The 25,389-nt window shown below is 41.5% G+C and carries 22 protein-coding genes, 1 tRNA gene and 1 pseudogene; 14 read left to right on the top strand and 10 right to left on the bottom strand.

Translation table 11 applies throughout. The features are described from left to right. Positions 1–276: 276 nt before the first annotated feature. On the bottom strand, positions 277–1,071 hold the full coding sequence (locus tag AC5RDS_RS09385; protein WP_118102614.1) for a DUF4249 family protein: 795 nt from the start codon (positions 1,069–1,071) through the stop codon (positions 277–279). Further along, positions 1,072–3,309, bottom strand: coding sequence for a TonB-dependent receptor (locus AC5RDS_RS09380; RefSeq protein ID WP_494222314.1), 2,238 nt, complete (start codon positions 3,307–3,309; stop codon positions 1,072–1,074). It lies immediately after the preceding gene. Positions 3,310–3,415: 106 nt separating this feature from the next. Here AC5RDS_RS09380 and hemW point away from each other — a divergent pair, with 106 nt between their 5' ends. The 4 genes from hemW to AC5RDS_RS09360 all read left to right on the top strand — a co-directional run bounded on the left by hemW (position 3,416) and on the right by AC5RDS_RS09360 (position 8,314). Next, positions 3,416–4,537 (top strand): radical SAM family heme chaperone HemW, encoded by a 1,122-nt coding sequence (gene hemW / locus AC5RDS_RS09375; RefSeq protein WP_195457638.1) that lies wholly within the window; start codon positions 3,416–3,418, stop codon positions 4,535–4,537. A 140-nt stretch (positions 4,538–4,677) separates the two neighbouring features. Beyond that, on the top strand, positions 4,678–6,123 hold the full coding sequence (gene asnS / locus AC5RDS_RS09370; RefSeq protein ID WP_041556852.1) for an asparagine--tRNA ligase: 1,446 nt from the start codon (positions 4,678–4,680) through the stop codon (positions 6,121–6,123). A gap of 64 nt (positions 6,124–6,187) precedes the next feature. After that, entirely contained in the window at positions 6,188–7,699 is a 1,512-nt protein-coding gene (gene rpoN / locus AC5RDS_RS09365; RefSeq protein WP_493711240.1) for an RNA polymerase factor sigma-54, read from the top strand. Between the two features lie 15 nt (positions 7,700–7,714). Beyond that, positions 7,715–8,314, top strand: coding sequence for a hypothetical protein (locus AC5RDS_RS09360; RefSeq protein WP_013612858.1), 600 nt, complete (start codon positions 7,715–7,717; stop codon positions 8,312–8,314). Between the two features lies 1 nt (position 8,315). Here the strand turns inward: AC5RDS_RS09360 and AC5RDS_RS09355 are convergent, their stop codons facing one another. Continuing rightward, positions 8,316–8,750 (bottom strand): SPOR domain-containing protein, encoded by a 435-nt coding sequence (locus tag AC5RDS_RS09355; protein ID WP_013612857.1) that lies wholly within the window; start codon positions 8,748–8,750, stop codon positions 8,316–8,318. Between the two features lie 147 nt (positions 8,751–8,897). On the opposite strand from AC5RDS_RS09355, the gene AC5RDS_RS09350 reads away from it, so the two are divergent. Both AC5RDS_RS09350 and AC5RDS_RS09345 read left to right on the top strand, forming a co-directional pair. After that, positions 8,898–9,698: a peptidylprolyl isomerase gene (locus tag AC5RDS_RS09350; RefSeq protein WP_022160818.1), complete on the top strand. Its 801-nt coding sequence runs from the start codon at positions 8,898–8,900 to the stop codon at positions 9,696–9,698. Continuing rightward, complete coding sequence (locus tag AC5RDS_RS09345; protein ID WP_022160817.1) at positions 9,695–10,501, top strand: peptidylprolyl isomerase; 807 nt, start codon at positions 9,695–9,697, stop codon at positions 10,499–10,501. The genes AC5RDS_RS09350 and AC5RDS_RS09345 overlap by 4 nt, the downstream gene beginning before the upstream one ends. A gap of 148 nt (positions 10,502–10,649) precedes the next feature. Here AC5RDS_RS09345 and mutS read toward each other — a convergent pair whose 3' ends face one another. After that, positions 10,650–13,265 (bottom strand): DNA mismatch repair protein MutS, encoded by a 2,616-nt coding sequence (mutS, locus tag AC5RDS_RS09340; RefSeq protein ID WP_494222313.1) that lies wholly within the window; start codon positions 13,263–13,265, stop codon positions 10,650–10,652. Positions 13,266–13,453: 188 nt separating this feature from the next. On the opposite strand from mutS, the gene AC5RDS_RS09335 reads away from it, so the two are divergent. Together AC5RDS_RS09335 and deoC are read left to right on the top strand one after the other, a co-directional pair. After that, complete coding sequence (locus tag AC5RDS_RS09335) at positions 13,454–13,804, top strand: MmcQ/YjbR family DNA-binding protein (RefSeq protein ID WP_013612844.1); 351 nt, start codon at positions 13,454–13,456, stop codon at positions 13,802–13,804. Positions 13,805–13,841: 37 nt separating this feature from the next. Then, positions 13,842–14,717 (top strand): deoxyribose-phosphate aldolase, encoded by an 876-nt coding sequence (gene deoC, locus AC5RDS_RS09330; protein ID WP_013612843.1) that lies wholly within the window; start codon positions 13,842–13,844, stop codon positions 14,715–14,717. A gap of 38 nt (positions 14,718–14,755) precedes the next feature. Here the strand turns inward: deoC and AC5RDS_RS09325 are convergent, their stop codons facing one another. The 3 genes from AC5RDS_RS09325 to dtd all read right to left on the bottom strand — a co-directional run bounded on the left by AC5RDS_RS09325 (position 14,756) and on the right by dtd (position 18,079). Then, complete coding sequence (locus AC5RDS_RS09325; protein ID WP_046404420.1) at positions 14,756–17,161, bottom strand: efflux RND transporter permease subunit; 2,406 nt, start codon at positions 17,159–17,161, stop codon at positions 14,756–14,758. Positions 17,162–17,290: 129 nt separating this feature from the next. Next, the gene (locus tag AC5RDS_RS09320; RefSeq protein WP_013612841.1) at positions 17,291–17,614 is read right to left on the bottom strand and encodes a nucleotide pyrophosphohydrolase; all 324 of its coding nucleotides are present in this window, start codon (positions 17,612–17,614) and stop codon (positions 17,291–17,293) included. Between the two features lie 12 nt (positions 17,615–17,626). Next, positions 17,627–18,079, bottom strand: coding sequence for a D-aminoacyl-tRNA deacylase (dtd, locus tag AC5RDS_RS09315; protein ID WP_022160814.1), 453 nt, complete (start codon positions 18,077–18,079; stop codon positions 17,627–17,629). Positions 18,080–18,175: 96 nt separating this feature from the next. On the opposite strand from dtd, the gene AC5RDS_RS09310 reads away from it, so the two are divergent. Next, positions 18,176–18,247 (top strand) — tRNA-Arg (locus AC5RDS_RS09310). A gap of 77 nt (positions 18,248–18,324) precedes the next feature. Here AC5RDS_RS09310 and AC5RDS_RS09305 read toward each other — a convergent pair. After that, a complete protein-coding gene (locus tag AC5RDS_RS09305) occupies positions 18,325–18,627 on the bottom strand; it encodes a GNAT family N-acetyltransferase (RefSeq protein WP_022160813.1) in 303 nt (100 codons plus the stop codon). A gap of 105 nt (positions 18,628–18,732) precedes the next feature. Between AC5RDS_RS09305 and AC5RDS_RS09300 the strand changes: the two genes are divergently transcribed. The 4 genes from AC5RDS_RS09300 (at position 18,733) to AC5RDS_RS09285 (ending at position 23,451) form a co-directional block, all read left to right on the top strand. Continuing rightward, a complete protein-coding gene (locus AC5RDS_RS09300; RefSeq protein ID WP_046403364.1) occupies positions 18,733–19,875 on the top strand; it encodes an iron-containing alcohol dehydrogenase in 1,143 nt (380 codons plus the stop codon). Between the two features lie 168 nt (positions 19,876–20,043). Next, complete coding sequence (locus AC5RDS_RS09295; RefSeq protein ID WP_046405463.1) at positions 20,044–21,018, top strand: polyprenyl synthetase family protein; 975 nt, start codon at positions 20,044–20,046, stop codon at positions 21,016–21,018. Between the two features lie 3 nt (positions 21,019–21,021). Next, positions 21,022–22,638, top strand: coding sequence for a S41 family peptidase (locus AC5RDS_RS09290; protein WP_494222312.1), 1,617 nt, complete (start codon positions 21,022–21,024; stop codon positions 22,636–22,638). Positions 22,639–22,641: 3 nt separating this feature from the next. Further along, on the top strand, positions 22,642–23,451 hold the full coding sequence (locus tag AC5RDS_RS09285; RefSeq protein WP_175315994.1) for a DNA/RNA non-specific endonuclease: 810 nt from the start codon (positions 22,642–22,644) through the stop codon (positions 23,449–23,451). 2 nt (positions 23,452–23,453) lie between these two features. Here the strand turns inward: AC5RDS_RS09285 and AC5RDS_RS09280 are convergent, their stop codons facing one another. Both AC5RDS_RS09280 and AC5RDS_RS09275 read right to left on the bottom strand, forming a co-directional pair. Beyond that, positions 23,454–23,957 (bottom strand): TlpA family protein disulfide reductase, encoded by a 504-nt coding sequence (locus AC5RDS_RS09280; RefSeq protein ID WP_228026239.1) that lies wholly within the window; start codon positions 23,955–23,957, stop codon positions 23,454–23,456. A 108-nt stretch (positions 23,958–24,065) separates the two neighbouring features. Further along, on the bottom strand, positions 24,066–24,926 hold the full coding sequence (locus AC5RDS_RS09275) for a DUF4934 domain-containing protein (protein ID WP_175315995.1): 861 nt from the start codon (positions 24,924–24,926) through the stop codon (positions 24,066–24,068). 356 nt (positions 24,927–25,282) lie between these two features. Between AC5RDS_RS09275 and AC5RDS_RS09270 the strand changes: the two are divergent. Then, positions 25,283–25,389 (top strand): annotated as a pseudogene (locus tag AC5RDS_RS09270) (DNA-binding protein); the annotation flags it as partial.

The raw sequence follows: 25,389 nt of genomic DNA, 5'->3' as shown, positions 1-25,389 counted from the left end.
GCAGTGATAACGTAAGTCGGAGGTGTTCGTGTTCGGGGACCATTGGAGCTCTGTCGGGTGTCGTCTTGCTTTTTCTGAATGCCCGACCGGTGGTGTCTGACGAGCCTGCGAGGAGTTCCGCCGGTCAGTGAAAGAAAAAGGTAGACGACCGACAGAAGCGACCGGGTCCCCGAACACGAATACCGAAGACGAACAAGTAACAAAATAATTCTACGTTTATAACGTGTAAATATGTATATAACTGTCAAAAATATATATAGCATAGGGACTGATAGCTTATAGTGGAACCGTTTGTTTGTCTTCCGTATAACAAGTAAAAATACCCAGAGCTCCCTGCAGATTACCTTTTAAAGGGACAGGGGTCGTGATACTGCTCTGATTGGCTGTATTTGCTGCATTTAGGGATACCTGGTAATCGTAATTAGCTTTCGTAATTCGTTTCAGCGTGAAAATAATTTCCTCTGCCTGTCCGATATCCGGAAGGATAACGGACTTTTCAGTAAGGCCTTCCTGTTGGAATTCACTATAATCCAGATAACATACTTCTTTGTTGAGAATCGAATCTGCATGGACAGCTTCTGCTGTATAAATGTAATAGTTTTCATCGGCTTTTTCCGAAATATAAAAACGAATGATCGCTTCATTTCCTGCTACCTGGCAATTATAGATAGATACTGCCGGAGGGATGGAGGTCGAAGCTGTGATCGATTTGTGATCGATCGTAGTAATATCGAGGAATAAAGAATCGATATAGCGGACTTCAAATTTTTCCGGGCTTCCATAATTGTATATAAACTCGGAACCGGGGAGAGTGTATAAAGCATGTATCAGTGAAATGGCTTTGTCTGCATGAATGGTCACTTTCATTTCTTTTGAAAAGTCGATTTGCAGATCTTCGGATACCGGAAGCACACTCGTTGCCGATAAAGCGAACGGCCGGCCGGGTTGACAATAACACTCGATAAAATACTCCGGAGTTTCCCCGGTATGACGGATAGGGAGATCTTCTTCAGGCATACACGCTGCCTGGAAAAAATACAGCAGTAATATCGGATAGTATCGGTGTTTCATTTATAATTTTATTTTAAACGAAATATACGGTATAAACGGCAACATGACTTTAGATTTTGGAATAAATTTTGTATGATTGTTTGCCGTTTGTTCAGCTTTAAAATAGACAAAAGATGGATTCGATTGATTGTAAACATTATAGGCTCCTATACTTAATTTTAAGCTTGCATATTTATAAGGGATCGTATAATCCAGGTTTAAGTCCAGACGATGATTGTTGGGAAGCTTGTAATTGTAGCGGTCTGTATAGACCGGCACGAGGACCGGTTGGTTTTGGCTGCTGCTAATGTTATGGGCAACAGCTACTCCGACAGGGAATGTGGTATAAACCCCTGAAGAAAATGTCCATAAACTGTTAAAAGTAAGGCGTGTACTGATATCGTAGGAGGTATTGACCACAACATTGTGTTTGACATCATAAGGAGGGAAAAAGGATTTTCCGTTGTTGATTTCAGCAAATTTACGTTTGGATTCCGAGAGGGTATAGTTAAACCGGGCACTGATCTTTCTATGCTCCAGGGCTAGATTGAATTCAACCCCCCGGGCATGTCCGCTGCCGGTAATCATATTGTCGGTCAAAGCAGTGTATTTAGTAGACAACCCTGAGGAGAAATCTTTGACATGTTTCATTTTTTTATAAAAAATACCCGCATATAAAGTCAAACCTCCCTGGATTTCCTGTTCTGCTCCGATCGAATATTGATGGCAAAGCGCGGGTTTCATGTTTTTTTCGAGAGGATACCAGATGTCTACCGGAGTTTTTACAGTAAAGTAGGGATAAAGGCTTAAATATTGTGCCGTTTGGGCATAGTCGGCCCAGAAAGTGAATCTGTTTTTTGAAAAGCTGATTTTTGCCCGGGGAGAAACACAGAAGTTTTTTAAATTTCCGTTGTAATATTGAAAATTTAAACCGGCATAACAGGTAAAGTAATTATTTATTTGATAGGATATATCTGAATATATTTCATAGATATTGAATTTTTTATCAGAACTGCGGATGAGTATGTTTTCTTCTGCATCGGGCCTATTGGCTGTTTCAAAACGGGCTTGTTCGAATTTTCCTCCGATATTCCATTGAAACTTGTCCAGAAAAGAATGGGTATACATGATCCGTGCAATGATGGAATAATTCCGGTTACCACCTCCCATAGGAATCGTACCTTCGGCATCTCCTTCACTGAAAGCAGATTTTACCCCTAATCGGAAATGCAGGATATCACCGTTTGCAGGGGTATACCAAGCACCTGCATTGCCTGAAAAAGTGTGCCAGTTAAAGTCATAATTTACATTTTCATTTAACTTCATACTTAGACCGTCGATCGTAAATAACCCGAAGGCAGTGATCCGCCAACGGTTGGAAAGTTTGGAATCTATACTGACGGTGGCATCGTTGAAAGCATATTCGGGCATAAAATTTTGTTGTTTCTGGTCTTTTACCGATTTGTTATATAAGCGGGCGATGGTTTGTAAATAGGACGTACGGAATGAAGCGGCAAAAGAGGTATGATCTCTTACTAACGGACCTTTTACTTTCAGGGCAGAAGAGACAAGGCCTAAAGTGATTTCTCCCTCGTATTTTTGTTTGTTTCCGGGATCCGGCCTCATGTTGATGTAAGAGGATAAGTAACTGTTGTAAACTGCCGGGAAACCGCTTTTATAGACTGTCGAATTATTCAGGATAAAAGGATCGAAAGTAGAGAGGATTCCGGTAAGATGATCCGGGCTGGCGATTTCCATATCATGGGTGAGGAAACCATTTTCGCAACTGTTGCTTCCCCGGACATAAATCCCCGGATCGAGTGCATTGGTGGTAATAATGCCCGGAGTTGTGGCCAGGTATTTTAAAATGTCTTGTTCGCCCAGAATGGCCGGAATCATTTCTATACCTTCTTTCGAGGAATAGAGGCGTCCGGGAATCGATCGGCCGGTAACGACAACTTCCCTTAGGTTGTTGAATTTATTTCTTAGAATGACGATAAATGGACTCCGGGTGTCTTTCAAAGTATAGCTTTCTTTTTTGTAATTCACATGTGAAAATTCCAGCGTACAGGGAACTTCACAGGCTAACTCGAAATAGCCTGTGGAATCGGAAGAAGTACCCTTGTTTTGTTCGGGGCACCAGACATTGACGCCGCTTACCGGAGTCCCGTCATGGATGATTACCCGCCCGACGATAAGAGTCTGGGAGAAAACAATTCCTGGGAAGAACAAACCGATGATAAATAAGAATTTATGCATAAGAAGCTATCAACAATCCTTACAAATGTAGTAAAAAGATGAAGACTGCACTCTGTTGGTTCCGGATTTTGTTCTTAGCTTTGTATCGAAATTTCAAAAAATCGCTATGGGCATTTATGTACATATCCCTTTTTGCCGGAGTAAGTGTTATTATTGTGGTTTCTATTCGGTTGCTTCTACTCAGCTGAAAAAAGCCTACATAGCTGCATTAGGACACGAAATACAATTGCGTAAAGATTATTTGGATACATCGGAAGTAAAGACACTTTATTTTGGGGGAGGTACTCCCTCATGGTTGAGTATGGATGAATTGACCGATATCGTTACGACACTCGAAATGAATTTCGCATTGAACTGCGTAGCTGAACGCACTATCGAAGCAAACCCTGAAGATATTACCCGGGATAAACTGAAGGGGTGGAGAGCCTTGGGGTTTAATCGGTTGAGTATCGGTATCCAATCGTTTAACGATGAGGTTCTGAAACGGATAAACCGGACACATACGGCTCAGGATGCCCTCCGGTCCGTGGAGTGGGCTGCTGATTCGGGATTTGAAAATATAGGGATAGATTTGATACTCGGATTGCCGGGGTATACGAGACTGCATTTGCAACAAGATCTGGAAATCGTAAATCATTTACCTATAACACATTTATCGGTTTATTTATTAAGCATCGATTCAAATACAGTCTTTGAAAAATTGATGCAGAAAGGTCGATTTCAGCCTCAAACCGACGATGAACTGGCTGATCAATATTTGTGGATTTCCGATTACTTGAAATCAATTGGTTTCGAGCATTATGAAATTTCTAATTTCGCTAAAAACTCTAAATATTCCCTACATAACACCTCCTATTGGCAACAACAGAAATATGTGGGCTTTGGTCCGGCTGCACATTCTTTCGATCTGAATTCCCGTCAATGGAATGTAGCTCATCTAAAATCTTATATCGATAATTTAGCTAATGATAGGTTAAGCTTTGAAAAAGAGATTTTGACGGATAAAGATAAATTCAACGAATATATCATGACCAACCTGAGGACGATGTGGGGGATTCAGGAAGAAAAGATGCGATTACAGTTTCCTGACTTTTCGAAGACCGTTCGTCCGAAACTAGCCCCTTTTCTCGAAAACGGGTCGGTGGTTTGTCAAAACGGCCGGATCAGGCTGACAGAAAAAGGATGGTTGGTTTCGGACGATGTGTTCAGTGATTTATTCGTTGTTTGATTAGGAGATTTTCTTTGAAGGTATTGAATAAAGTTTTAAGCAGGAGAACTTTATTTTTGTCTGAATTTGTTATCTTTGCAAATCCGTGTCTTGAAGAGGCGGAAGAGAATGTTAAACGATTCATGTGTAAATTAAACGAGATGAGCACAAAAAAATTGTCAATCAAAGAGTTATTGCAATCTGGAGATTGCGACAAAGAAGTGGAAATCAGTGGTTGGGTGAGAACCAAGCGAGGTAATAAGCAAGTGAATTTTATCGCTTTGAATGATGGCTCTACCATAAATAATATCCAGATTGTGGTTGACATGAATAATATTTCAGAGGAGTTGATGAAAAAAGTCACTACAGGAGCTGCGATTCATGTGAAAGGATTGTTGGTGAAGAGTGAGGGAAGCGGACAATCGCATGAAATTCAGGCTCATGAATTGGACGTATTAGGGGAAGCCGATCCTGAAAAATACCCGATACAACCTAAAAAGCATAGTCTGGAATTTTTGAGAGACCATGCCCATCTGCGTTTTCGCACCAATATGTTCGGGGCTATTTTCCGGATTCGTCATGCTATGGCGTTTGCTATCCATCAATATTTCGATCAGCACGGGTTCTTTTATTTGCATACTCCGCTGATTACGGCTTCCGATTGTGAAGGTGCCGGCGAGATGTTTCGGGTAACGACACTGGATCCTAAAAATCCGCCTTTGACAGAAGAGGGTGAAGTCGATTTCAGACAGGATTTTTTTGGTAAAGCAACCAATCTGACGGTGAGTGGACAATTGGAAGGAGAGCTTGGAGCTATGGCCTTGGGAAAAATCTATACTTTCGGACCCACCTTCCGGGCTGAAAATTCAAATACGACCCGGCATTTGTCGGAATTCTGGATGATCGAACCGGAGGCGGCTTTTTACGATCTGGACGATAATATGGATTTGGCGGAAGATTTTCTGAAATACCTGATCCGTTATGCTTTGGACAATTGTATGGATGATCTGAAATTCCTGAGTGCCCGTCAGCAGGAGGAAGAAAAGAATAAGAAAGCGGAAGAACGTTCTATGGAATTGATCGAGAAGCTGAATTTTGTGCTGACTCATTCTTTCGAAAGAGTGACTTATACAGAGGCGATCGAGATTCTGAAAAATAGTAAGCCCAATAAGAATGGAAAATTCCAGTATCCGGTGGATGGCTGGGGTGTCGATTTGCAAAGTGAACACGAACGTTATCTGGTAGAAAAACACTTTAAAAAACCGGTGATTCTGACAGGCTATCCCAAAGAAATCAAAGCTTTCTATATGAAGCAAAATCCGGACGGAAAAACGGTTGCAGCCATGGATGTGTTGTTCCCGCAGATCGGTGAGATTATCGGAGGGTCACAGCGTGAAGAGAACTATGATAAATTGGTAGCCCGGATGAACGAAGTGGGGATTTCCGAAGAGAGCATGTCCTATTATTTGGATACACGTCGTTTCGGATCGGCTGTTCATAGTGGGTTCGGCTTAGGATTCGAACGCTTATTGTTATTCGTAACCGGTATGGGAAATATTCGGGATGTGATTCCTTTCCCGCGTACACCTAAGAATGCAGAGTTTTAAAAATTAATTCGGTATACCAATGTAATTTTTACATTGGTATATTTTCAATGAGAGAATAGAAAACGTGCTCAAACAAAGTTTACAGCAGAAATTAGGATTGAAGATTAATCCTCTTCAAATACAGTTGATTAAACTGTTGGAGCTTCCTACGTATCAATTGGAGCAGCGGATAAAAGAAGAATTGGAGCAAAATCCTTTGTTGGAGGAGGTGGAAGAAAAAGGAGAAACGGATGTAAACGAGGAAACTGCCACCGATTCGGGAGAGGAGTTTGATGATGATTATCAGGAAGGTGAAAGCGAAGAGGAAAATGATTTGAGAGGTGACGATGATTTTTCTTTAGAGGATTACATGACAGATGATGACGATACACCTGATTACCGTTTGAATTCTTCCAACGCTTCTAAAGACGAGGAGACACGTGATTTTGTATTCTCTCAGGCGTCCTCGTTCCGGGAAAGTCTGATCGCACAATTAGGGACACGTCCGTTGAGCGATCTGGAGCGGCGCATCACTGAATATATCATCGGAAACATCGATGAGGACGGTTATTTAAGGCGGGATATCGAGAATATTGTCGATGATCTGGCTTTCGGTGCAGGGATCGAGGTCTCTGAGGAAGAGGTTTTACGCTTGCTGAAGATTATTCAGGAGTTCGAACCGGCAGGAGTAGGGGCCCGTGATTTGAAAGAATGTCTGTTATTGCAGATTCAACATAAATTGAACGAAAATCCGGAGCACAAACTGTTGCAGGATGCCAAAGCAATTTTGGAAGAATGTTTCGAAGAGTTTTCACGTAAACATTACGAAAAAATATCCCGGAAACTACGATTGAGCGATACAGAACTGAAACAGGCCATAGACGAAATTTTGAAATTGAATCCCAAGCCCGGGGGGACAGTCGCCGATTTTTCTTACGGACAACAGGCCGAAAAGATTATTCCGGATTTTATGCTCGATTTGGTAGATGGAGAATTGCAGCTGAGTTTAAATTCAGGGGATATTCCCGAATTGAAAATCAATAAAGCTTATCTGAATATTCTTGAACAGTATCAGAAAGACCAGTCGCCTAAGAATAAGAAAGATGTCGTGTCGTTTGTAAAGTATAAATTGAATTCTGCCAGATCGTTTATAGATGCTGTACAACAACGAAACAACACCCTGATGCTGACCATGACCGCTATCGTACAGTTTCAGAAACAATTTTTCCTGACCGGTGATGAAACGATGTTGAAACCGATGATTCTAAAAGATATAGCTGATATTACCGGATTGGATGTTTCAACGATATCACGGGTTTCCAATTCAAAATACGTTCAGACGTGGTTTGGAATATATGCTTTAAAGGATTTTTTTACTGGCAGTATGCAAACGACAAGTGGAGAGGAGGTAAGTACAGGTGAATTGAAGAATATGTTGAAAAAATTGGTCGATGATGAAGACAAGAAAAAACCGCTGACAGATGACGAATTAGTGATTTTGATGGAGAAGGCCGGTTATCAGATAGCCCGGAGAACGGTTACCAAATACAGGCAAATGCTCGATATTCCGGTGGCCCGATTAAGACGTGAAATATAAACTAAACCTCTATCGATGAAATATATAGCTCAAACAATATCTTATATTTTGCATCCGATGCTGATGCCTTTGTATATTCTTTTTTTTATCTTCAATAATAACACTTTGTTTGCGTATATTCCCTGGGGGGTAAAATTGTATTGTTATCTGGTGACCGTATTCGCTCTTTTGATCATGCCCGTTATCAGTTTGCCTTTGTTTAAGCATTTCAGGTTGATCCGCAGTTATGAGTTGAACGATAAACAAGAAAGGGTATATCCGATATTGGTGGCTGTGGCCTTTGCCTTTTTAGGTTTTTGGCTGTTGGGACGTATCGGTTATACAAATATCGTAAGGCAGCTATACCTGGTGTTGATTATTTTGTTGTCCACTTTTTCAGTGATTACTTTCCGGTGGAAGATCAGTATGCATATGACGGCTATCGGTGGATTATGTGGTTTTCTGCTGGTCTGGGGGATGAACTATCAGGGGGACGTGCGTAATGCTTTTATTTTATTTTTGCTTTTGTCCGGTATATTGGCAACTTCCCGTTTGTATCTGAAAAAACACACTCCTTTGCAGGTTTATCTGGGTTTTTTGTTCGGTTTGTTTTTTGTATTTGGAATCCTTTTATAGGTCAGTTGACTTTGTGAACCCAAATATCTTGCCGGTCGGTGATTTTCCGGTATTCATCCCGGGCTGCATTCGCTTCGTTTTCTGTTGGGAAACTTTCTATGCTGACACGATATCTTTGGGAAGAACTGATCAATGTGGCCGGATAATCCTGGGCTTTTAATTTTTCGACAAGCTGTTCCGCCCGTTTTTTTTCTGCAGAGCTGAAACTCCCCACGATAATATGATATCTGGTACCACTATGGGTATTAGCTTGCTGGGGAAGTATTGGCGTAGCATGGGAAGGTGAAGTAGCTTCCTCGCCGGTTTGCCGTATGTTGTGGTTGCCTCCTGTTTCGCGGACAACAGTAATCGTACTCAGGTACTTGGCCGGCAGTTCTTTATTTTTACAACCGTAAATCAAAAAACTAAGTAATAGAAATAGCAGTGTAAATTTCATTGTCAAAGAATTTTGTCGCAAATATACAGGTTTGAACCGGAAAACGATATTTCGTCACAAATTTAGTAAAAAATAGGTTAGTTTATGCCGAGATAAATTAATTTTGCTGACAAGAAAGGTATCATTCGGTCCTAATGGTTGTAGTTTATGAAAAGAATTGTTTTTATCCTGGTGTTAAGCCTGCTGCTCGGAGCTTGTGAGCGGAAAAAGGAAACGGTTATCCGCATGGAGACTTCTTTGGGAAATATCCGGTTGAAATTGTATGATGAGACGGTATTACATCGTGATAATATCCTGAAATTAATCCGCGAAGGCTATTATAACGGTATGCTTTTTCATCGGGTAATAAAGGATTTTATGATTCAGACCGGTGATCCGGATTCGAAATCGGCACGTCCGGGGATGGTCTTGGGAGCTAACGATATCGGATACACATTGAAAGCAGAGATTGTCCCGAAATATTTCCATAAAAGAGGGGTACTGGCAGCGGCCCGTGAAGCCGATAATATCAATCCGGAACGGAGCTCCAGCGGATCGCATTTTTATATCGTGCAGGGAAGAATTTTTACTCCCGATATCATCGATGAAGAAATAGAGAAAATCAATAACAAGCGCTATACCGCCCTTTTTAATCGTTTACAACAAGCTTGTGAAGGAGAAATCCTGAAGTATCAACTAGCAAATGATTATGAGAAGTTGATGCAGTTGAACGAAAAGCTATCCGATACGACCCGTCTTTTATTCGATCAGGTGAAGTTGAAACTTACCGGGGAACAGCGGGCAGCCTATACGACCATCGGGGGAAGTCCCCATTTAGACGGGGAATATACTGTTTTCGGTGAAGTGATCGAGGGAATGGAAATTGTCGATTCTATTGCCGAACAAGAGACGGACGATAATTGCCGCCCCTTGAGGGATGTTGTGATTCTAAAAATAGAAGAGGAATGAGAACGGTTTGTTTGTTCGTGTTGTTGTGCGTATCGGCCTTGTCATACGGGGCTAAAAAATATAAATTGGTAGAGATAAGCACGAATTTAGGAAATATCAAAATCAGGTTGTACGAAAATACACCCCGGCATAGTGAGAATTTTTTGAAATTGGTGAAAGCGCATCATTACGATAGTCTTTTATTTCATCGGGTGATCGGGGATTTTATGATTCAGGGCGGTTCTTCCGATTCACGGCATGCTCCGAAAGAAACGGCAGTAGGAATGTCAAATCCGGGATATACCATCGAGGCCGAGATTCGTCCGGAGTATCGTCATTTCAAAGGTGCTTTGGCTGCTGCACGTCAGGGAGATGAGGTCAATCCGGAGAAAAGATCGTCGGGGGAACAGTTTTATCTGGTTCAGGGGAAGACATATACGGATCAGGAGCTGGACCAGATAGAAAAAAGAAAATGGCTGGCGGCGAAAAATCAGTTGGGGGATCGGTTATTTAAACCCTTACAGGAAGAATTTCAACGGTATAAAAAGACAGGCCAATATCAAAAAGCAGATAGTTTGCTACGGTACGTCAATGAGGAGATAGAAAAGCAATATGCCGAAAATCCTTATAAAATGTCACCGGAAACAAGGGAAATGTACAAATCGGTGGGGGGAACCCCCTTTCTGGATGGAGACTATACTGTATTCGGAGAGATTGTGGAGGGAATGGATGTTCTTGAGAAAATAGCGCTTGTCGCGACCGATTCGAACGATCGTCCTAAAGAAGATGTGATTATTTTAGGAACCAAGTTGAAAAGGAAATAAAGAAGATTTTATTTAAAAGTCGAAATACAGACTTTTCGTATAAAGGTAAATCCGGTCGGCAAACCTGAATCTTTCGGTTGAAATTATTCCAGTCTTGAAGGTTGCCGATTGGATTTACTAAAAGTTGCTGATATTTCTGGGATTTATTTTATCCTAAAATGATTTTCTTGATTTCACTCAGTTTGTTCAGGGCTTCGAGCGGAGTCAGACCGTTGATATCCAGGCCTGCGATTTCGTCACGTATTTGCGAAAGAACCGGATCGTCCAACTGGAAAAAGCTTAATTGGAGGCCTTCACGTGCTGAAGCGATACTTTCGACATTCTTTTGGATCGTGCCATTTTTATCCCGGTCGTTTTCCAGTTGTTTCAGGATTTCATCGGCCCGTTTGATAACAGATTGAGGGAGACCGGCCATTTTTCCAACCTGGATACCGAACGAGTGGTTCGAACCTCCTTTAACCAGCTTACGCAAAAAAATAACTTTGTGTGCGACTTCTTTTACCGATACATTATAGTTTTTTATTTTTTTAAAAGAATGCTCCATTTCGTTCAGTTCGTGATAATGGGTGGCAAAGAGCGTTTTGGCATGATATTTCGGATGTTCGTGCAGATATTCGACGATCGCCCAGGCAATCGAAATCCCGTCGTAAGTCGAAGTACCTCGTCCTAATTCGTCGAATAACACCAGGCTCCGGTCGGATATATTGTTGAGAATATTAGCAGCTTCATTCATTTCGACCATAAAAGTGGATTCACCTTGGGAAATATTATCGGAAGCTCCAACCCGGGTAAAAATTTTGTCGACATAACCGATTTTGGCGCTGGCTGCCGGTACGAAACAGCCGGCTTGGGCCATAATCACGATCAGGGCAGTTTGCCGGAGGAGAGCCGATTTACCGGCCATATTCGGGCCGGTAATGATGATAATCTGTTGTTTTTTATTGTCCAGCAGTACGTCGTTACTGATGTATTCCTCACCCGGGGGCAATTGTTTTTCGATAACCGGGTGACGTCCTGCTTTTATGTCCAGTACATCCGAATCGTTGATCTCCGGCCGGTGGTAATTATTGGCTATCGATATCTCGGCAAAAGAAATAAGTACATCCAATGCTGAGATAATCTTGGCATCCTCTTGCAGAGGGCGGATGTAACCGGCTGCTTCTTGCAGCAAATTGTTATACAGTTCTGTTTCTATGGCTAAAATCCGGTCTTCTGCTCCCAGGAGCTTGTCTTCATATTCTTTGAGCTCGGGCGTAATGTAACGTTCCCCGTTGACCAGAGTTTGTTTGCGGATCCAGTTGGCCGGTGCTTTGTCTTTATGGGCTTTGGTTACTTCGATATAGTATCCGAAGACATTATTGAATCCGATTTTCAAAGAGGGGATTCCGGTTGCTTCTATCTCCCGTTGTTGCATTTGGAGCAACAGTTCTTTGCCGTTGCTTGAGATATTACGAAGTTCGTCCAGTTCGGCATTTACTCCCGTAGCGATTACTCCTCCTTTGTTGACCTGATGAGGAGCGTTTTCCTGAAGTTGAAATTTGATCTTTTCGAATAATTCCGTGCAAGGATTCAGAGGTTCTGTCATTTTTTTCATAACGGCCGATTCACTCTGCTGGCAAAGATCTTTCAACGGCGTGATGCAGGATAGGGCAATTTTCAACTGATTCATTTCCCGGGGAGTGATCCGGCCTACGCCGATCTTTGAAGCGAGCCGTTCCAGATCGCCGATGCTTTCCAGAAAGTTTTCTGCTTGTAACCGTCGGTCTTCCTGCCGGATAAAATGATCGACGATATCCAGTCGCTGATTGATTTCTTCGGGAGATTTCAAAGGCATACAAATCCATCTTCTTAGCGTCCGTCCTCCCATAGGCGTGATTGTCCGGTCGATAATATCCACCAGGGACCGTCCTTCTTCGTAAGCAGAATGTAGTAATTCCAGATTACGAAGAGTGAACTTATCGAGCAGGACACAGTGCGATTCGTCGATCCGGGAAATAGAGGTGATATGAGAAATCATATCGTGTTTGGTCATCTCCAGGTAATTCAATATGGCACCGGCGGAGGAAATACCGCAGTTCATATGTTCGATACCGAAACCTTTCAGAGAATTGACTTCGAAATGTTTCTCCAGGCGTTCGCTGGCTGCGTCCCGGTCGAAAAACCATTCTTCGATGGGATAGATATAGAATTTATTACCGAAAAGTTCATGAAAACGGGCTTCCTGCCCCCGGGGATAGATGACTTCTTTCGGTTGAAAACTATTCAGTAATTTATCGATCGTAGCATGCGAACCTTCGGTAGTCAGAAATTCACCTGTGGACAAATCCAATAAAGATAATCCGGCTTCGGTTTTGTTGAAATAGACCGAGGCCAGGAAGATGTTACTTTTCGTGTCGGTGGAATATTCGCTGTAACAAGCTCCGGGAGTGACCAATTCGATCACCCCTCTTTTTACCAGGAATTTTGTTTTCTTAGGATCTTCCAGCTGTTCACAGATAGCTACCCGCTGTCCTGCACGGACAAGTTTCGGTAAATAAGTGTCGATCGCGTGATAAGGAAAACCGGCTAATTCTACTGTACCTGGAGAACCACTGGAACGTTTGGTTAAGGTAATACCCAGGATTCTGGAAGTGGTGATAGCATCTGCCCCGAATGTTTCATAAAAGTCTCCCATCCGGTACAATAGAATGGCATCCGGATATTTAGCTTTAGTAGCATAATATTGTTGCATTAACGGGGTTTCGTTACCTTCTTTTTTGGCCATATTTATGTTGTTTTTTGATTGCTGGATATTTTATTTTGTTTTGTATCAATAGTGTAAACCTTTCATTATCTGCACAAAATAATGACTTAATTCTGACTGCTGACTTGTACTTATAAACGGCATTCAAAGATAAATATTTTCGGGGAGAAAAGTTTAAAAGCTCGTAAACATTATGTAATTTTGTGTCCATGAATATAGAGGAACTGACTGAATATTGCCAGAGTTTGAAGTTTGTGACAACTGAAATTTTATGGGGTGATGTACTGGTTTTCAAAGTAGGTGGGAAGATGTTTTGTTTTGCTCCGATGGATGAAGGCGAGTTAAAAATGAACCTGAAATGTGATCCGGAAGAGGCTATTGAATTGCGGGAACGATTTCCTGCTGTGCTTCCTGGGTATCATATGAACAAAAGATATTGGAATACCGTACTAATAGATGGTTCGGTAAGCGATAATATGCTCAGAATCTGGATAGGAAATTCATATCGGTTAGTGTTATCGAAACTATCCAAAAGCGATCGGAAGCTTTTGGAGGTATGATTGTCCTCTTTTAATAAGATAAATAAACAACAAGATAATGGATGGTATATCAGAAATTTTAGCAACGTACAATTGTGTCAGCTTGGACGAAAAAATTCAGTTCGAACTGGATGGTGTTGTAGAAAAAGAGATTAAGCAGGCTTATTGTATTGAAAATCTGGAATTTTGTGTTTCTTGTATGGATTACACAACCTTGAAAGTTTCAGATACCGAAGAATCAGTAAAGAATTTTACTGCTGATTTGCTGAAAAAACTGAAGAAGTTTAATTTGCGGGATGTCGCTGCTGTGTGTGTATTTTCTAATTATGCCGGAATTGTTCGGGAGGGATTGAAAGGAACGGAGATTCAGACGGCAGTAGTGGCGGGAAATTTTCCTAATTCCCAGACATTTACCGAAATAAAATTGGCTGAATGTAAAATGGCGATCGGTGCAGGGGCACAAGAAGTCGATGTTGTCATCTCGGTCGGGGATATTCTGGAAAAAAATTATGAAAAAGTATATCGCGAATTGAAGGCTATCCGGAAAGTTTGTGAAAATGTCCGGTTAAAGGTCATTTTGGAAACCGGCGAACTGAAAGACTTGGAAAGTATTTTCAATGCTTCGTTAATCGCTGCGTATGCAGGAGCTGATTTTATCAAAACCTCTACCGGAAAAGTCCCTGTGAATGCAACACCGGAGTCGGTTTATGTGATGTGTGAAGCAATCCGGCAATATTATGCCCAAACCGGAAAAAGGATCGGGTTGAAAGTAGCCGGAGGAGTGTCGAAAGCTCAGAATGCCATCCGATATCTGACTATCGTAAATCATGTTCTGGGATGTGAATGGCTGACTCCTTATTATTTCCGGATCGGGGCTTCTCAATTAATGGACGATATTGTGAAGGAAATCAAAGCTTTGCAGATGATAAAGTAAGATACTGTGTAAACAGGAAAACAGGACTAAGTAAATACTCAGTCCTGTTTTTCTTTATCTTCATGTTCTATTTCCAGCTTATCTTCATCGATGTCTTCTTCTTCATTGTAAATCTGAAGAAGTGGCTCTGCCCGGAAAGTACGTTTACTGATGCTGTGCTCCATGGTCAATAGTAAAGAAGGAAGCAGGATTAAATTAGCCAGCATGGCGGCGAACAGCGTGATAGAGGTTAACAATCCTAAAGCGAAAGTCCCGCCGAAACTAGACAGGCAGAAGATACCGAATCCGAATAATAAGATGATAGATGTATAAATCATACTTTGACCGGTCTCTTTTAACGCCAGGACTACCGAAGAACGGATACTCCAATTGGTAGCCTGTAGTTCCTGACGGTATTTAGCCAGATAGTGAATGGTATTGTCGACAGAAATTCCGAAAGCGACACTGAATACGAGAATGGTGGATGCCTTTATAGGAATACCGAAATATCCCATTACGGCAGCCGTGATGATCTGAGGAATGACATTGGGTACTAAAGCAATCAGTACCATTCTTTTACTTTTAAACATCCAGGCCATGAATCCTGCAATCAGGACGATGGCTAAAGCCAATGAAGAAAACAGGTTTTTGATCAGGTATTGGTTACCCTTGAAAAAAATAACACTCGAACCGGTAACCGATATATCATGTTTATCTCTCGGGAATATCGTTTCTATCTTTTTATACAGAGAATCTTCTTTAGCTTCCATTTTTTTGGTTCCGATATCTTTCACCCGGAAATTCATTCTTACTTTTTGCATGGTTGAATCGACAAAGGAATTGGCCATGGCATTCATACCTCCTGTCGATTCCATGACGTATTTCATAATGAAATTTTTGGTCATGTTACTGGGGAGTTTGTAATAAGAAGCTTTTCCGTTATAATAAGCCTGGTTGGCAAATTTGGCCGCTTCGACTACCGATAACGCCCGTGAAAGATCCGGATCTTGTGATAGTTCGGTATTTAACCGGTCCAATTTCTCTAGATTGCTTAATTTGAATACCTGGTTCGGTTTTCCGAAATCCAGGGTTACCTCTAAGGGCATCAATCCGTCGAAGTTCGACTCGAAGAAAGACAGATCTTGGCGGATGGGATCGGTTTCTTTCAAATCGTCCACCATATAACCGGTGGTTTTCATCAAAGTGATTCCGAATATTCCCGCAATAACGAGCACAATTGTTATATAATAAACGGTATGCCGGCGATTGATCACCAAGTAGATCAGTTTATCGATCACTTTGTTGATAAAAGGATTATAAAGATGTTTGGTTTGTTTGGTATCGGGGACGGGTAAATAACTGAAAACACTGGGTATCAGAATCAGACAGATAAAAAATACGGTAGAGATACTGATAAAAGCGATGAGACCGAAGTCTACAAGAATTTGGCTCGAAGTGATGATGAAAGTAGCAAATCCCGCAGCTGTCGTCAGGTTGGAAAGTAAGGATGCATTTCCGACTTTTTGGATCATTCGCTGCAAAGCTTTGATTTTGTTGCCGTGCCTCACATATTCGGCATGATATTTATTGACCATGTAGACACAGTTGGGAATACCGATTACAATGAGCAAAGGTGGTAACATGGCAGTCAATAAGGTAATCTTAATGCCCATCATAGCCATAAAACCGATGGCCCAGATTACGTTGATCCCGATGATCCCGACACAGAAGCCTACAATCCGGAAAGACCTGAAAAACAGATAGAGAATAATAGCTGTGATCAAAAGCGATAGGGCAATGAACATATACATTTCGCCTTTGATATTTTCGGCATTGATTACCCGGATATAAGGCATCCCGGAATAATGCATTTTCAGGTGATATTTTTCAGTAAAACGTTTGGTGATTTCCAGTACATCCTGTACTAGTTTTACCCGTGCCGGAGAATTCATTACCTCGGCGGATACGGTGATCATCATATTGTAGGTATGCTTGTCGCGGTTGATAAGCATACCGTCATAAAAAGGGAGATGTTCGGCCACATAAGCCAGACTGTCGAGCTCTGCCTGTGTTTCGATGTGAGAAGGAAAAATAGGAAGAACTTCGAATTTTTTGAGATCGGTATTTTTCTGTAAATTAAATGTATGTGTGATAGACATCAAGGCATTGACTCCCTGAAGGGCTTTGATATCATTGCCCATCTGAATCCAGTCGTTGGTCTTGTTCAGTTGATAGAAACCGGAATCCTGAATGGCAAAAACCATAACATTCCCCTCTTGCCCGAAAGTTTCTCTGAAACGGGTATAGTCAAGATAGGCACTGTCTGTTTTGGGGAGCAAATCTGCACTTTCATAGGACATTTGAATTTTTCTGGCTTGAAATCCCATGAAAATGGTTCCGAGTAATACTCCGGCTATAAAAGCAATCCGATTTCGAAGAATAATCCCTGCAATCTTAGTCCACATAGTGAAATTTAAATGAAATCTTCAATAGGTATATATTTATTACGAATGCCGAAAAGTCAATTCTTACCACAATACTGAGATTCCGCCATAAATCATTAACGGACAAATTTAACAAGAATATGTGAAAGCTTATTGTATTTTCGGATTGTTTTTATGCCTTTTTAGATCTCTTGCCGTTTTTTTTGCAAAATTAATTTCCATCGCTTCGGTGAGATCTACTCCGGTTTGATTTGCTAAACAGGTCAATACCCATAGTATATCTGCCATTTCATCTGCCAGGTTATCTTTTTCCCCTTCTTTGAAAGATTGTTCTCCATATTTTCGGGCCATGACACGGGCTAATTCTCCGACTTCCTCCGTTAGGATAGTCATATTGGTCAATTCATTAAAATAACGAACCCCATAAGATTTTATCCATTCGTCCACTTTTTCCTGTAACTCTTTTAACTCCATAAAGTACTCGGTTTATAGTCTGTTTTTGGAATCGATTATAATCGTTACCGGGCCATCGTTAATTAGCCCGACTTGCATGTCGGCTCCGAATACGCCGGTTTTGATTTCCTTTTGTAACTCTTTCTGAAGCGATTGAACGAATTTCTCATACAAAGGAACGGAGATTTCCGGTTTAGCTGCGTCGATGTACGAGGGACGGTTACCTTTTTTGGTACGAGCCATTAGAGTGAACTGACTGACTGCTAAAATTTCCCCTGCTGTCTCCAGAATAGAACGATTCATTATTCCGTTTTCATCGTCAAAAATCCGTAAGTTACAGATTTTACTGCTTAGCCATTCAATATCTTCTTCATGATCGTCCGCTTGAATCCCCACGAGAATCATCATTCCCCGTCCGATAGAAGCATGTAGCTGTTGCTGAATAGTGACACTGGCTTGAATAACCCGTTGTATAACTACTTTCATACCTGTTTTATTTGTGGAGCAAAGGTATAATAACTATTTGGAAATTGGAAAACGTGGAAATTAGAAATTAATTTCTTACTTTTGCGCTTGAAAATTGGCTGAGTAGTTCAATGGATAGAACGGAAGTTTCCTAAACTTTAGATTCGGGTTCGATTCCCGGCTCGGCTACAAAACAGAAAGAATCGGAAGAACCCGGTTCTTTTTGTTTTGTTGGAATTTTGAATTCTATGAAAATTCATTTGCGATTACAGAGCACAACTGCTGCATCCTCCGTAATCTTTTCCGGGGTGGCCGTGATATTCCGGATGTCTTTGCAGCCAAACGACAGCATAGGAGCAAGTGGCGATAGGCTGGAGGTGATGTTGCAGGGCATAATCATAAGTTGCTTTTACTAGTTGAGCTGCGATCCCCCGGCCTCCGATTTCGGGGGGGACGATGGTATGACGGATATCCAGTTTGCCGTCCCGGATGATATAAGTGACGTAGGCCGTGTAGCCGTCCACGACTGTCTTAAACAGATTGTCTTCAGGAAGATGTGTGATTTCCATAGTTTGTTTGTTTTTACGAAGATATAAAATATTTTTTAATTGTGGGATATTCGGTATATTTGTCAGAGTGATTTAATAAAACAGATAATCGATAATATAGAAACTATGGAGAATTTTATTTTTCAAAATCCGACCAAACTGATTTTTGGTAAAGGGATGATCGGACAGTTAGCGAAAGAAATACCTGCCGGAAAGCGTATACTGGTGACTTTCGGAGGAGGAAGTGTTCGTAAAAACGGAGTTTATGATCAGGTAAAAGAAGCTTTAAAAGGATTTGAGGTGACGGAATTTTGGGGGATCGAGGCTAACCCGAAGATCGAGACGCTGCGTAAGGCTATCGAATTGGGAAAAGAGAAAAAGGTAGATTATTTATTGGCTGTCGGCGGTGGTTCGGTGATCGACGGTACGAAGCTGATTTCTGCCGGTATCTTGTATGAAGGCGATGCCTGGGATTTGGTGTTGAAAGGTTGTGAGAAGCACACTTTACCTTTAGGAACAGTCCTGACCTTGCCGGCTACGGGTTCGGAAATGAATAGCGGAGCTGTGATCTCCCGGAAAGAAACAGCCGAAAAATATCCTTTCTATTCTAATTATCCGGTTTTTTCTATTCTTGATCCGACGGTTACTTATACTTTGCCTCCTTATCAGGTCGCTTGTGGAATCGCCGATACTTTTGTGCACGTCATGGAGCAATATATGACCACTCCGGGACAATCCCGCCTCATGGACAGATGGGCGGAAGGAATTGTCCATACTTTAATAGAGATCGCTCCCGAGGTTCTTCGTAAACAGGATAATTATGAGCTGATGTCCGAGTTTATGCTTTGTGCTACAATGGGACTCAATGGCTTTGTTGCTATGGGAGTACGGCAGGATTGGGCCACCCATATGATCGGTCATGAACTGACGGCTTTACATGGTTTGACCCACGGAGCAACATTGGCTATCGTCCTACCGGGATTATGGCGTACATTGAAACAGAAAAAAATGGCTAAACTCGTGCAATATGGCGAACGGATCTGGCATATCGATCAAGGAACCGATGAAGAAAGAGCTGATAAGGCGATTCAAAAAACAGAAGAATTTTTCAAAAGTCTCGGATTACCTACTCGCTTAGGGGATGCCGGAATCGGGGAAGAGACAATTCTCGAGATTCAGAAGCGTTTTACGCAACGTCAGGTCGCTTTTGGAGAAGATCGGGATGTAACGGCTGAGGTTGCCGGACAAATACTCGAAAATTGTAAATAATCCGTCAGTAATCGTATGAATAAAAAGGTGTCCGGTTTACCGGGCACTTTTTTGTAAAAAATATTTTTTAATGGAGGTATTATCCTGTTGTTGTAAAAATTCCGGGCTTTCCGATGAATTTCCGGCTTCTTTTGTTAATTTAGCAGCTTTCTAAATTGAAAGGAGATGATGTATACGATTGAACAACTTCGGGAAATTATTAAGGCTGAATTAGATAAGCAAGAATATGTAGAAGAACCTTATTCTTTGTTCGAACCGATCAAATATATTATGGAAGACGGGGGAAAGCGACTTCGGCCTGTACTGACTCTGATGGCGTATAACCTGTACCGGGACGATATCGGGAAGGCTTTAAAATCTGCTATCGGGATTGAGATTTTCCATAATTACACCTTGTTGCACGACGATGTCATGGACGATGCCGAATTACGCCGGGGACGCCAGACTGTCCATAAAAAATGGAATAGTAATGTGGCTATTTTGAGTGGTGATGCTGCGGCTATCACGGCTTATAAGTATATCGAGACTTGTGAGGATCCTTATTTACGCCGGGTAATCGATGGTTTTAACCAGGTGGCGATGGATGTTTGCAAAGGACAGCAATATGACATGGAATTCGAAACCCGGGACGATGTAACGGAAGAAGAATATATCCAGATGATCTACCTGAAGACTTCTGTATTGATTGCCGGAAGTATGCGTCACGGTGCTTTGATTGCCGGCGCTCCTGAACATGAATACAAAGAGCTCTATGATTTCGGTGGATACCTGGGGTTGGTATTTCAGCTGCAAGACGATTATCTTGATGTCTACGGAGACGTGGAAGAGTTCGGGAAGAAAATCGGTGGGGATATCCTCTGTAACAAAAAGACTTATCTGCTGATCAAAGCTTTTGAGTTGGCTTCTGAAGAAGATAAGGCTTTATTGAAAGAGTGGGTCGTGAAAGAAAAATTCAATCCTCAGGAAAAGATCAAGGAAGTGACAGAAATATACAATCGTTCGGGAGTAAAAGAGGTCCTGAGGGCTAAAGTGGACGATTATCTTGAAAAAAGCCGGATTGCTTTGGATAAAATAGAAGTTCCTGAAGAAAGGAAAGTCCGGTTTTATGAGATGATTGATTTTATCGGAAAACGTAAGAAGTAATATATGTACAACAATAAATTGAAAGCAATTGTCTTGCCGGTGGTTATTGCCTTGGCTATTGTTTTAGGGATGGGGATCAATTCGCTGTTGGATCATAAAGAAGTGCCTGTAAATATGGGGCAGCGGATGATAGGTAGTAAATTGGATTATATTCTGAATATGATCAATTATTCCTATGTGGATTCGGTGGATATACATAAAATCGAGGAAGATGCTATCCCTCAGATATTGAATGATCTCGATCCGCATACGGTTTATATTCCGGCTAAAGATATGCAGCGGGTGAACGAAGAGATGGTGGGAAATTTCGGTGGAGTCGGGGTCCAGTTTTATAAATATCTGGATACGGTGACTGTCGTCAAAGTAGTTCCCGGTGGACCTTCAGAAGCTGCCGGGTTGCAGGATGGTGACCGGATTGTGAAAGTCAACGATTCTATCGTCGCTGGCCGGAATATGAATACGGATAAAATCATGTCTCTGATGCGGGGAGAAATCGGTACCGACGTACAGCTTACGATTGTCCGCCGTGGAGAAAAACAGCCGTTGATCAAAAATATCACCCGGGGAAGTATTCCTATCAAAAGTGTGGATGTGGCTTATATGTTCGACGATACGACCGGGTTTATCAAGGTGAAAACCTTCGGGATGAATACTTATGATGAATTTATGGCTTCTCTGGCTAAGCTTGAAGGATTGGGAATGAAGCGGTTGATTGTCGATCTGCGCGAGAATGAAGGAGGGATTCTTCCGATTGCAATCCGTATGATCAATGAATTTTTGCCTGAAGGAAAATTGATTTTATATACGCAGGGAAAAGCTTCTCCCCGGATGGATTATAATTCCAATGGCAAGGGGAAATATCAACAATTGCCTTTGACGGTCTTGATCGACGAGGCGAGTGCTTCGGCCAGCGAGATTTTTGCCGGAGCGATTCAGGACAATGACCGGGGAAATATCGTCGGACGCCGTTCTTTCGGTAAAGGGTTGGTGCAGGAACAAAGGCTGCTGCCGGATAATTCGGCTTTACGATTGACGGTGGCCCGTTATTATGTGCCTTCCGGCCGTTCTATTCAAAAACCTTATGACGAAGGAAAAGAAAAATATTATACAGATATTTATCAACGCCTGTTGCATGGGGAATTTTCTCAGAAAGATAGTATACATTTTGATGAAAAACTTAAATTCCAGACGGTTGGCGGACGTACGGTATACGGTGGCGGCGGAATCATGCCCGATTTGTTCGTACCCGGAGATACGGTCGGTTTCTCCCGTTATTTGGTGGAGGTAAACCGGAAAAATCAGTATTTGTATGATTTCACTTTTGATTTTATGGACCGGCATCGTCAGGAAACTAAAAATATTAAGGATTATAAACAACTACTGAAGTATTTGGATCGTTTCGATCTGGTGAATGAGATGGCGGATTATGCAGCGGCTAAAGGACTGAAACGGGATGAAAAAGGAATCCGGGATTCTTATGATGTTCTCAATTCTTTAATCAAAGCCTTTATCGGGCGGCATGTATTGGACGACGATGGTTTCTATCCGATTCTCTATCAGAATGATGTAACTATAAAGAAAGCGATTGAAGCACAAGGTACAGGGGTACAAGCTGATTAGTAAATGGCTGGAAAAAAAAGGTCTTCCCGGCGTTGGACAAGGCTTATTGGTGGCTTGTTAGGTTTGGGAATTGTCTGGGGGTTTTATGTCTCCCGGACTTCGGATAAAGAAATTGGAGCAGCCTCTTTGCATGAAGCAAAGAGGTTGTTTGAATATACGGAATTGCTTCCTTCGGGTGAGGGAGAAATTGTTCGTCATACTTATTATACGCTTAGTTTCAATAGTCGGCATAAACAAGCCAATTGGGTGTATTATACCTTGGAATTGGAAGGAAAAGAAAGGGTGGCCGAGCGTACAGACCGGTTTAGGGAAGATAAAAAAGTATCTTCCGGATCTGCGAAGCCTTCCGATTACATCAAAAGTGGATACGATCGCGGACATTTATGCCCCGCTGCCGATATGGCTCATTCTGCTGAGGCGATGGAGGAAACCTTTTTGATGTCGAATATTTCTCCTCAATTGCCGGTTTTTAACCGGGGAATATGGAAAAGCCTGGAAAAGCAAGTTCGGGATTGGGGAGAGAAAGAACGGATTTATATTGTCACCGGTCCTGTTTTTAAAGACAATAAAGGAAAAATCGGTCGGACTGGAGTTACCGTTCCCGGTTTTTTCTACAAAGTAGTTTATGCTCCCGGGGCCCGGCAAATGATTGCTTTTGTTCTTCCCAATACCCAAGAAAAAAGGCAATTGCGGGATTATGCAGTGACTGTGGATTCCGTAGAACGGCTCACAAACATCGATTTTTTCCCACAATTATCCGATACACTTGAAAATCGCCTTGAAGCGGCGGTCAATTATGACAGTTGGAGATAAGGTTAATCCAGCAATCGGTCGATGACCTCGCACATTTTCCCGAATTCTTCCGGATCGTAGAGACGGGTCATGAAGACTATCTTGCCTTGTTTATCGATAATGATATTTCGGGTGACTCCGGCTCCCTGGGCAGCAAAGGAGTAAAAGGCTTTACCTTCGGGGTCTAAGGTCAATGGATAAGTGATTTTTAAATCCTTGCCAAACTGTATTGTCTGTTCCCGGTTTTCTTTCAGATCGATACCGATCAGGGCAAAATGAGGATTATTTTTGTGTTTCAGCCAAATGTCTTTTTCGATGAAAGGCATTTCTTTACGGCATACTCCGCACCAACTGGCTGTAAATTGTAACATGACGATTTTACCGCGGAAATCGGATAGCTTTTTCCGGGTTCCGTCCGTATAAGTGATAGTAATGTCGGGTGCTTTATCACCCACTTTTACGATATAACCCCGATCGTCATTTTGGGTATAACCGAAATGACTTAACGTCAGGCAAACAAATAGCATGAAAAAATATTTCATAAAATGAATTTTAAAGGTATGATTACCAGACAAAGCTATAAATAAAACAGGACTTTTAGCGGTTTACTGTTATTTTTTCGGTATTTTTCATACTCAATTCTTCAATTTATAAAAATAAAGACAAGGGTTATCTTCTTCCTTGATATTTAATTCCCATTCTTGAGTCAGCTCAGGTATTTTTCCTTCTTGTTCCCGATAGGAAACAAGAAATGATGCTTCTATAAAATTTACCATATACTCATCAGTCATGTAAATAGGAGAACTTCCATGAATATTCCAATAATATTTATTAGGCCATGGCACGCCGAATTGAAAGTCTTTTGTTTTATTTTCAATAATACACAAATTGATATTATGATTGTGTATGAAACTGAAGACAGTTCTTTGTGAAGTAACAAAAAGATTTCTACTATCAGGTACAATTGGAGAATTCAAAAAACCTCCCGTTTTTTCTATATAATCTTGGGTCTGTTGTGAGGAATAAGTGTACCATTTTTCAGGAAACATGTATTTTTTCCCATAATCAATACTTGCAATGATACGGCAAGTGTCAGGAGTTAATTCATAGATGTTATATTCGTATGGAAATGATGCATACACCTTGTTATTACAACTTGTCCAACAACGTGTATTGTTACCGACCCCTTCTTGCTGTTTAGAAAACTGTTTATAACATTTGACCAATCTGTTTTCTTTTTTGTCATATACCCCCACATTATATCGGTTCCGGTTCCAAAAATTGTAATAGACATAGATATAATTCGAATCGGTCGTAATTCTTTGAGTAGGATATCCTGTTGCAAATGACTTTTGGTAAACACCGTTCAGATCATAGCACATAACCTTGTTTCTTCCGCTCCCTACTGTAACGTATATCAGGCTGTCGTCAATATGAAAATCAGACAGTTCGTAATATTCCTCCGGTCCTCTGCCAATATCGTCGATTTTGTTTATGTATTTAGAGCCTTATAACCAACCATAACTTACTATGACTAACTAACCATAAATCCTTGATTTTCAATATTCTTTGATTTTTAACACTCTCTGAGTGCTTTTTGGCAGTTCCCGATTTTCCACATATTTTTGCAGCGTATTTCTACCGTGGAGAATTTGCGGAGCTTTTATTTTGTCATGTCGTGAACGTAGTTGACAAGGGTTTACGAGTGGTTACGATGGAGGACAGATTTGAAGCTGATAGGCAAAAAGCGTTATATCGTGGACTTGGTTGACAAAGGTTGTCAATGGTTCACTTCCGTTTACTCCATCGGTGGAATACTCAAAGTATGTAGAACATAGCAATATCAAAGAGTATGAGACCGACAAGAAAATGTGAATTTTGTGGCAAGACATTCGTGCCAAGGAGTGGTATACAGAAATACTGTTCCGAAGATTGTCAGGCAGAAGCAAAACGTCTTAG

The organism is Odoribacter sp. (assembly GCF_985060555.1).
This window is presented reverse-complemented; position numbering and strand designations above follow the sequence as displayed.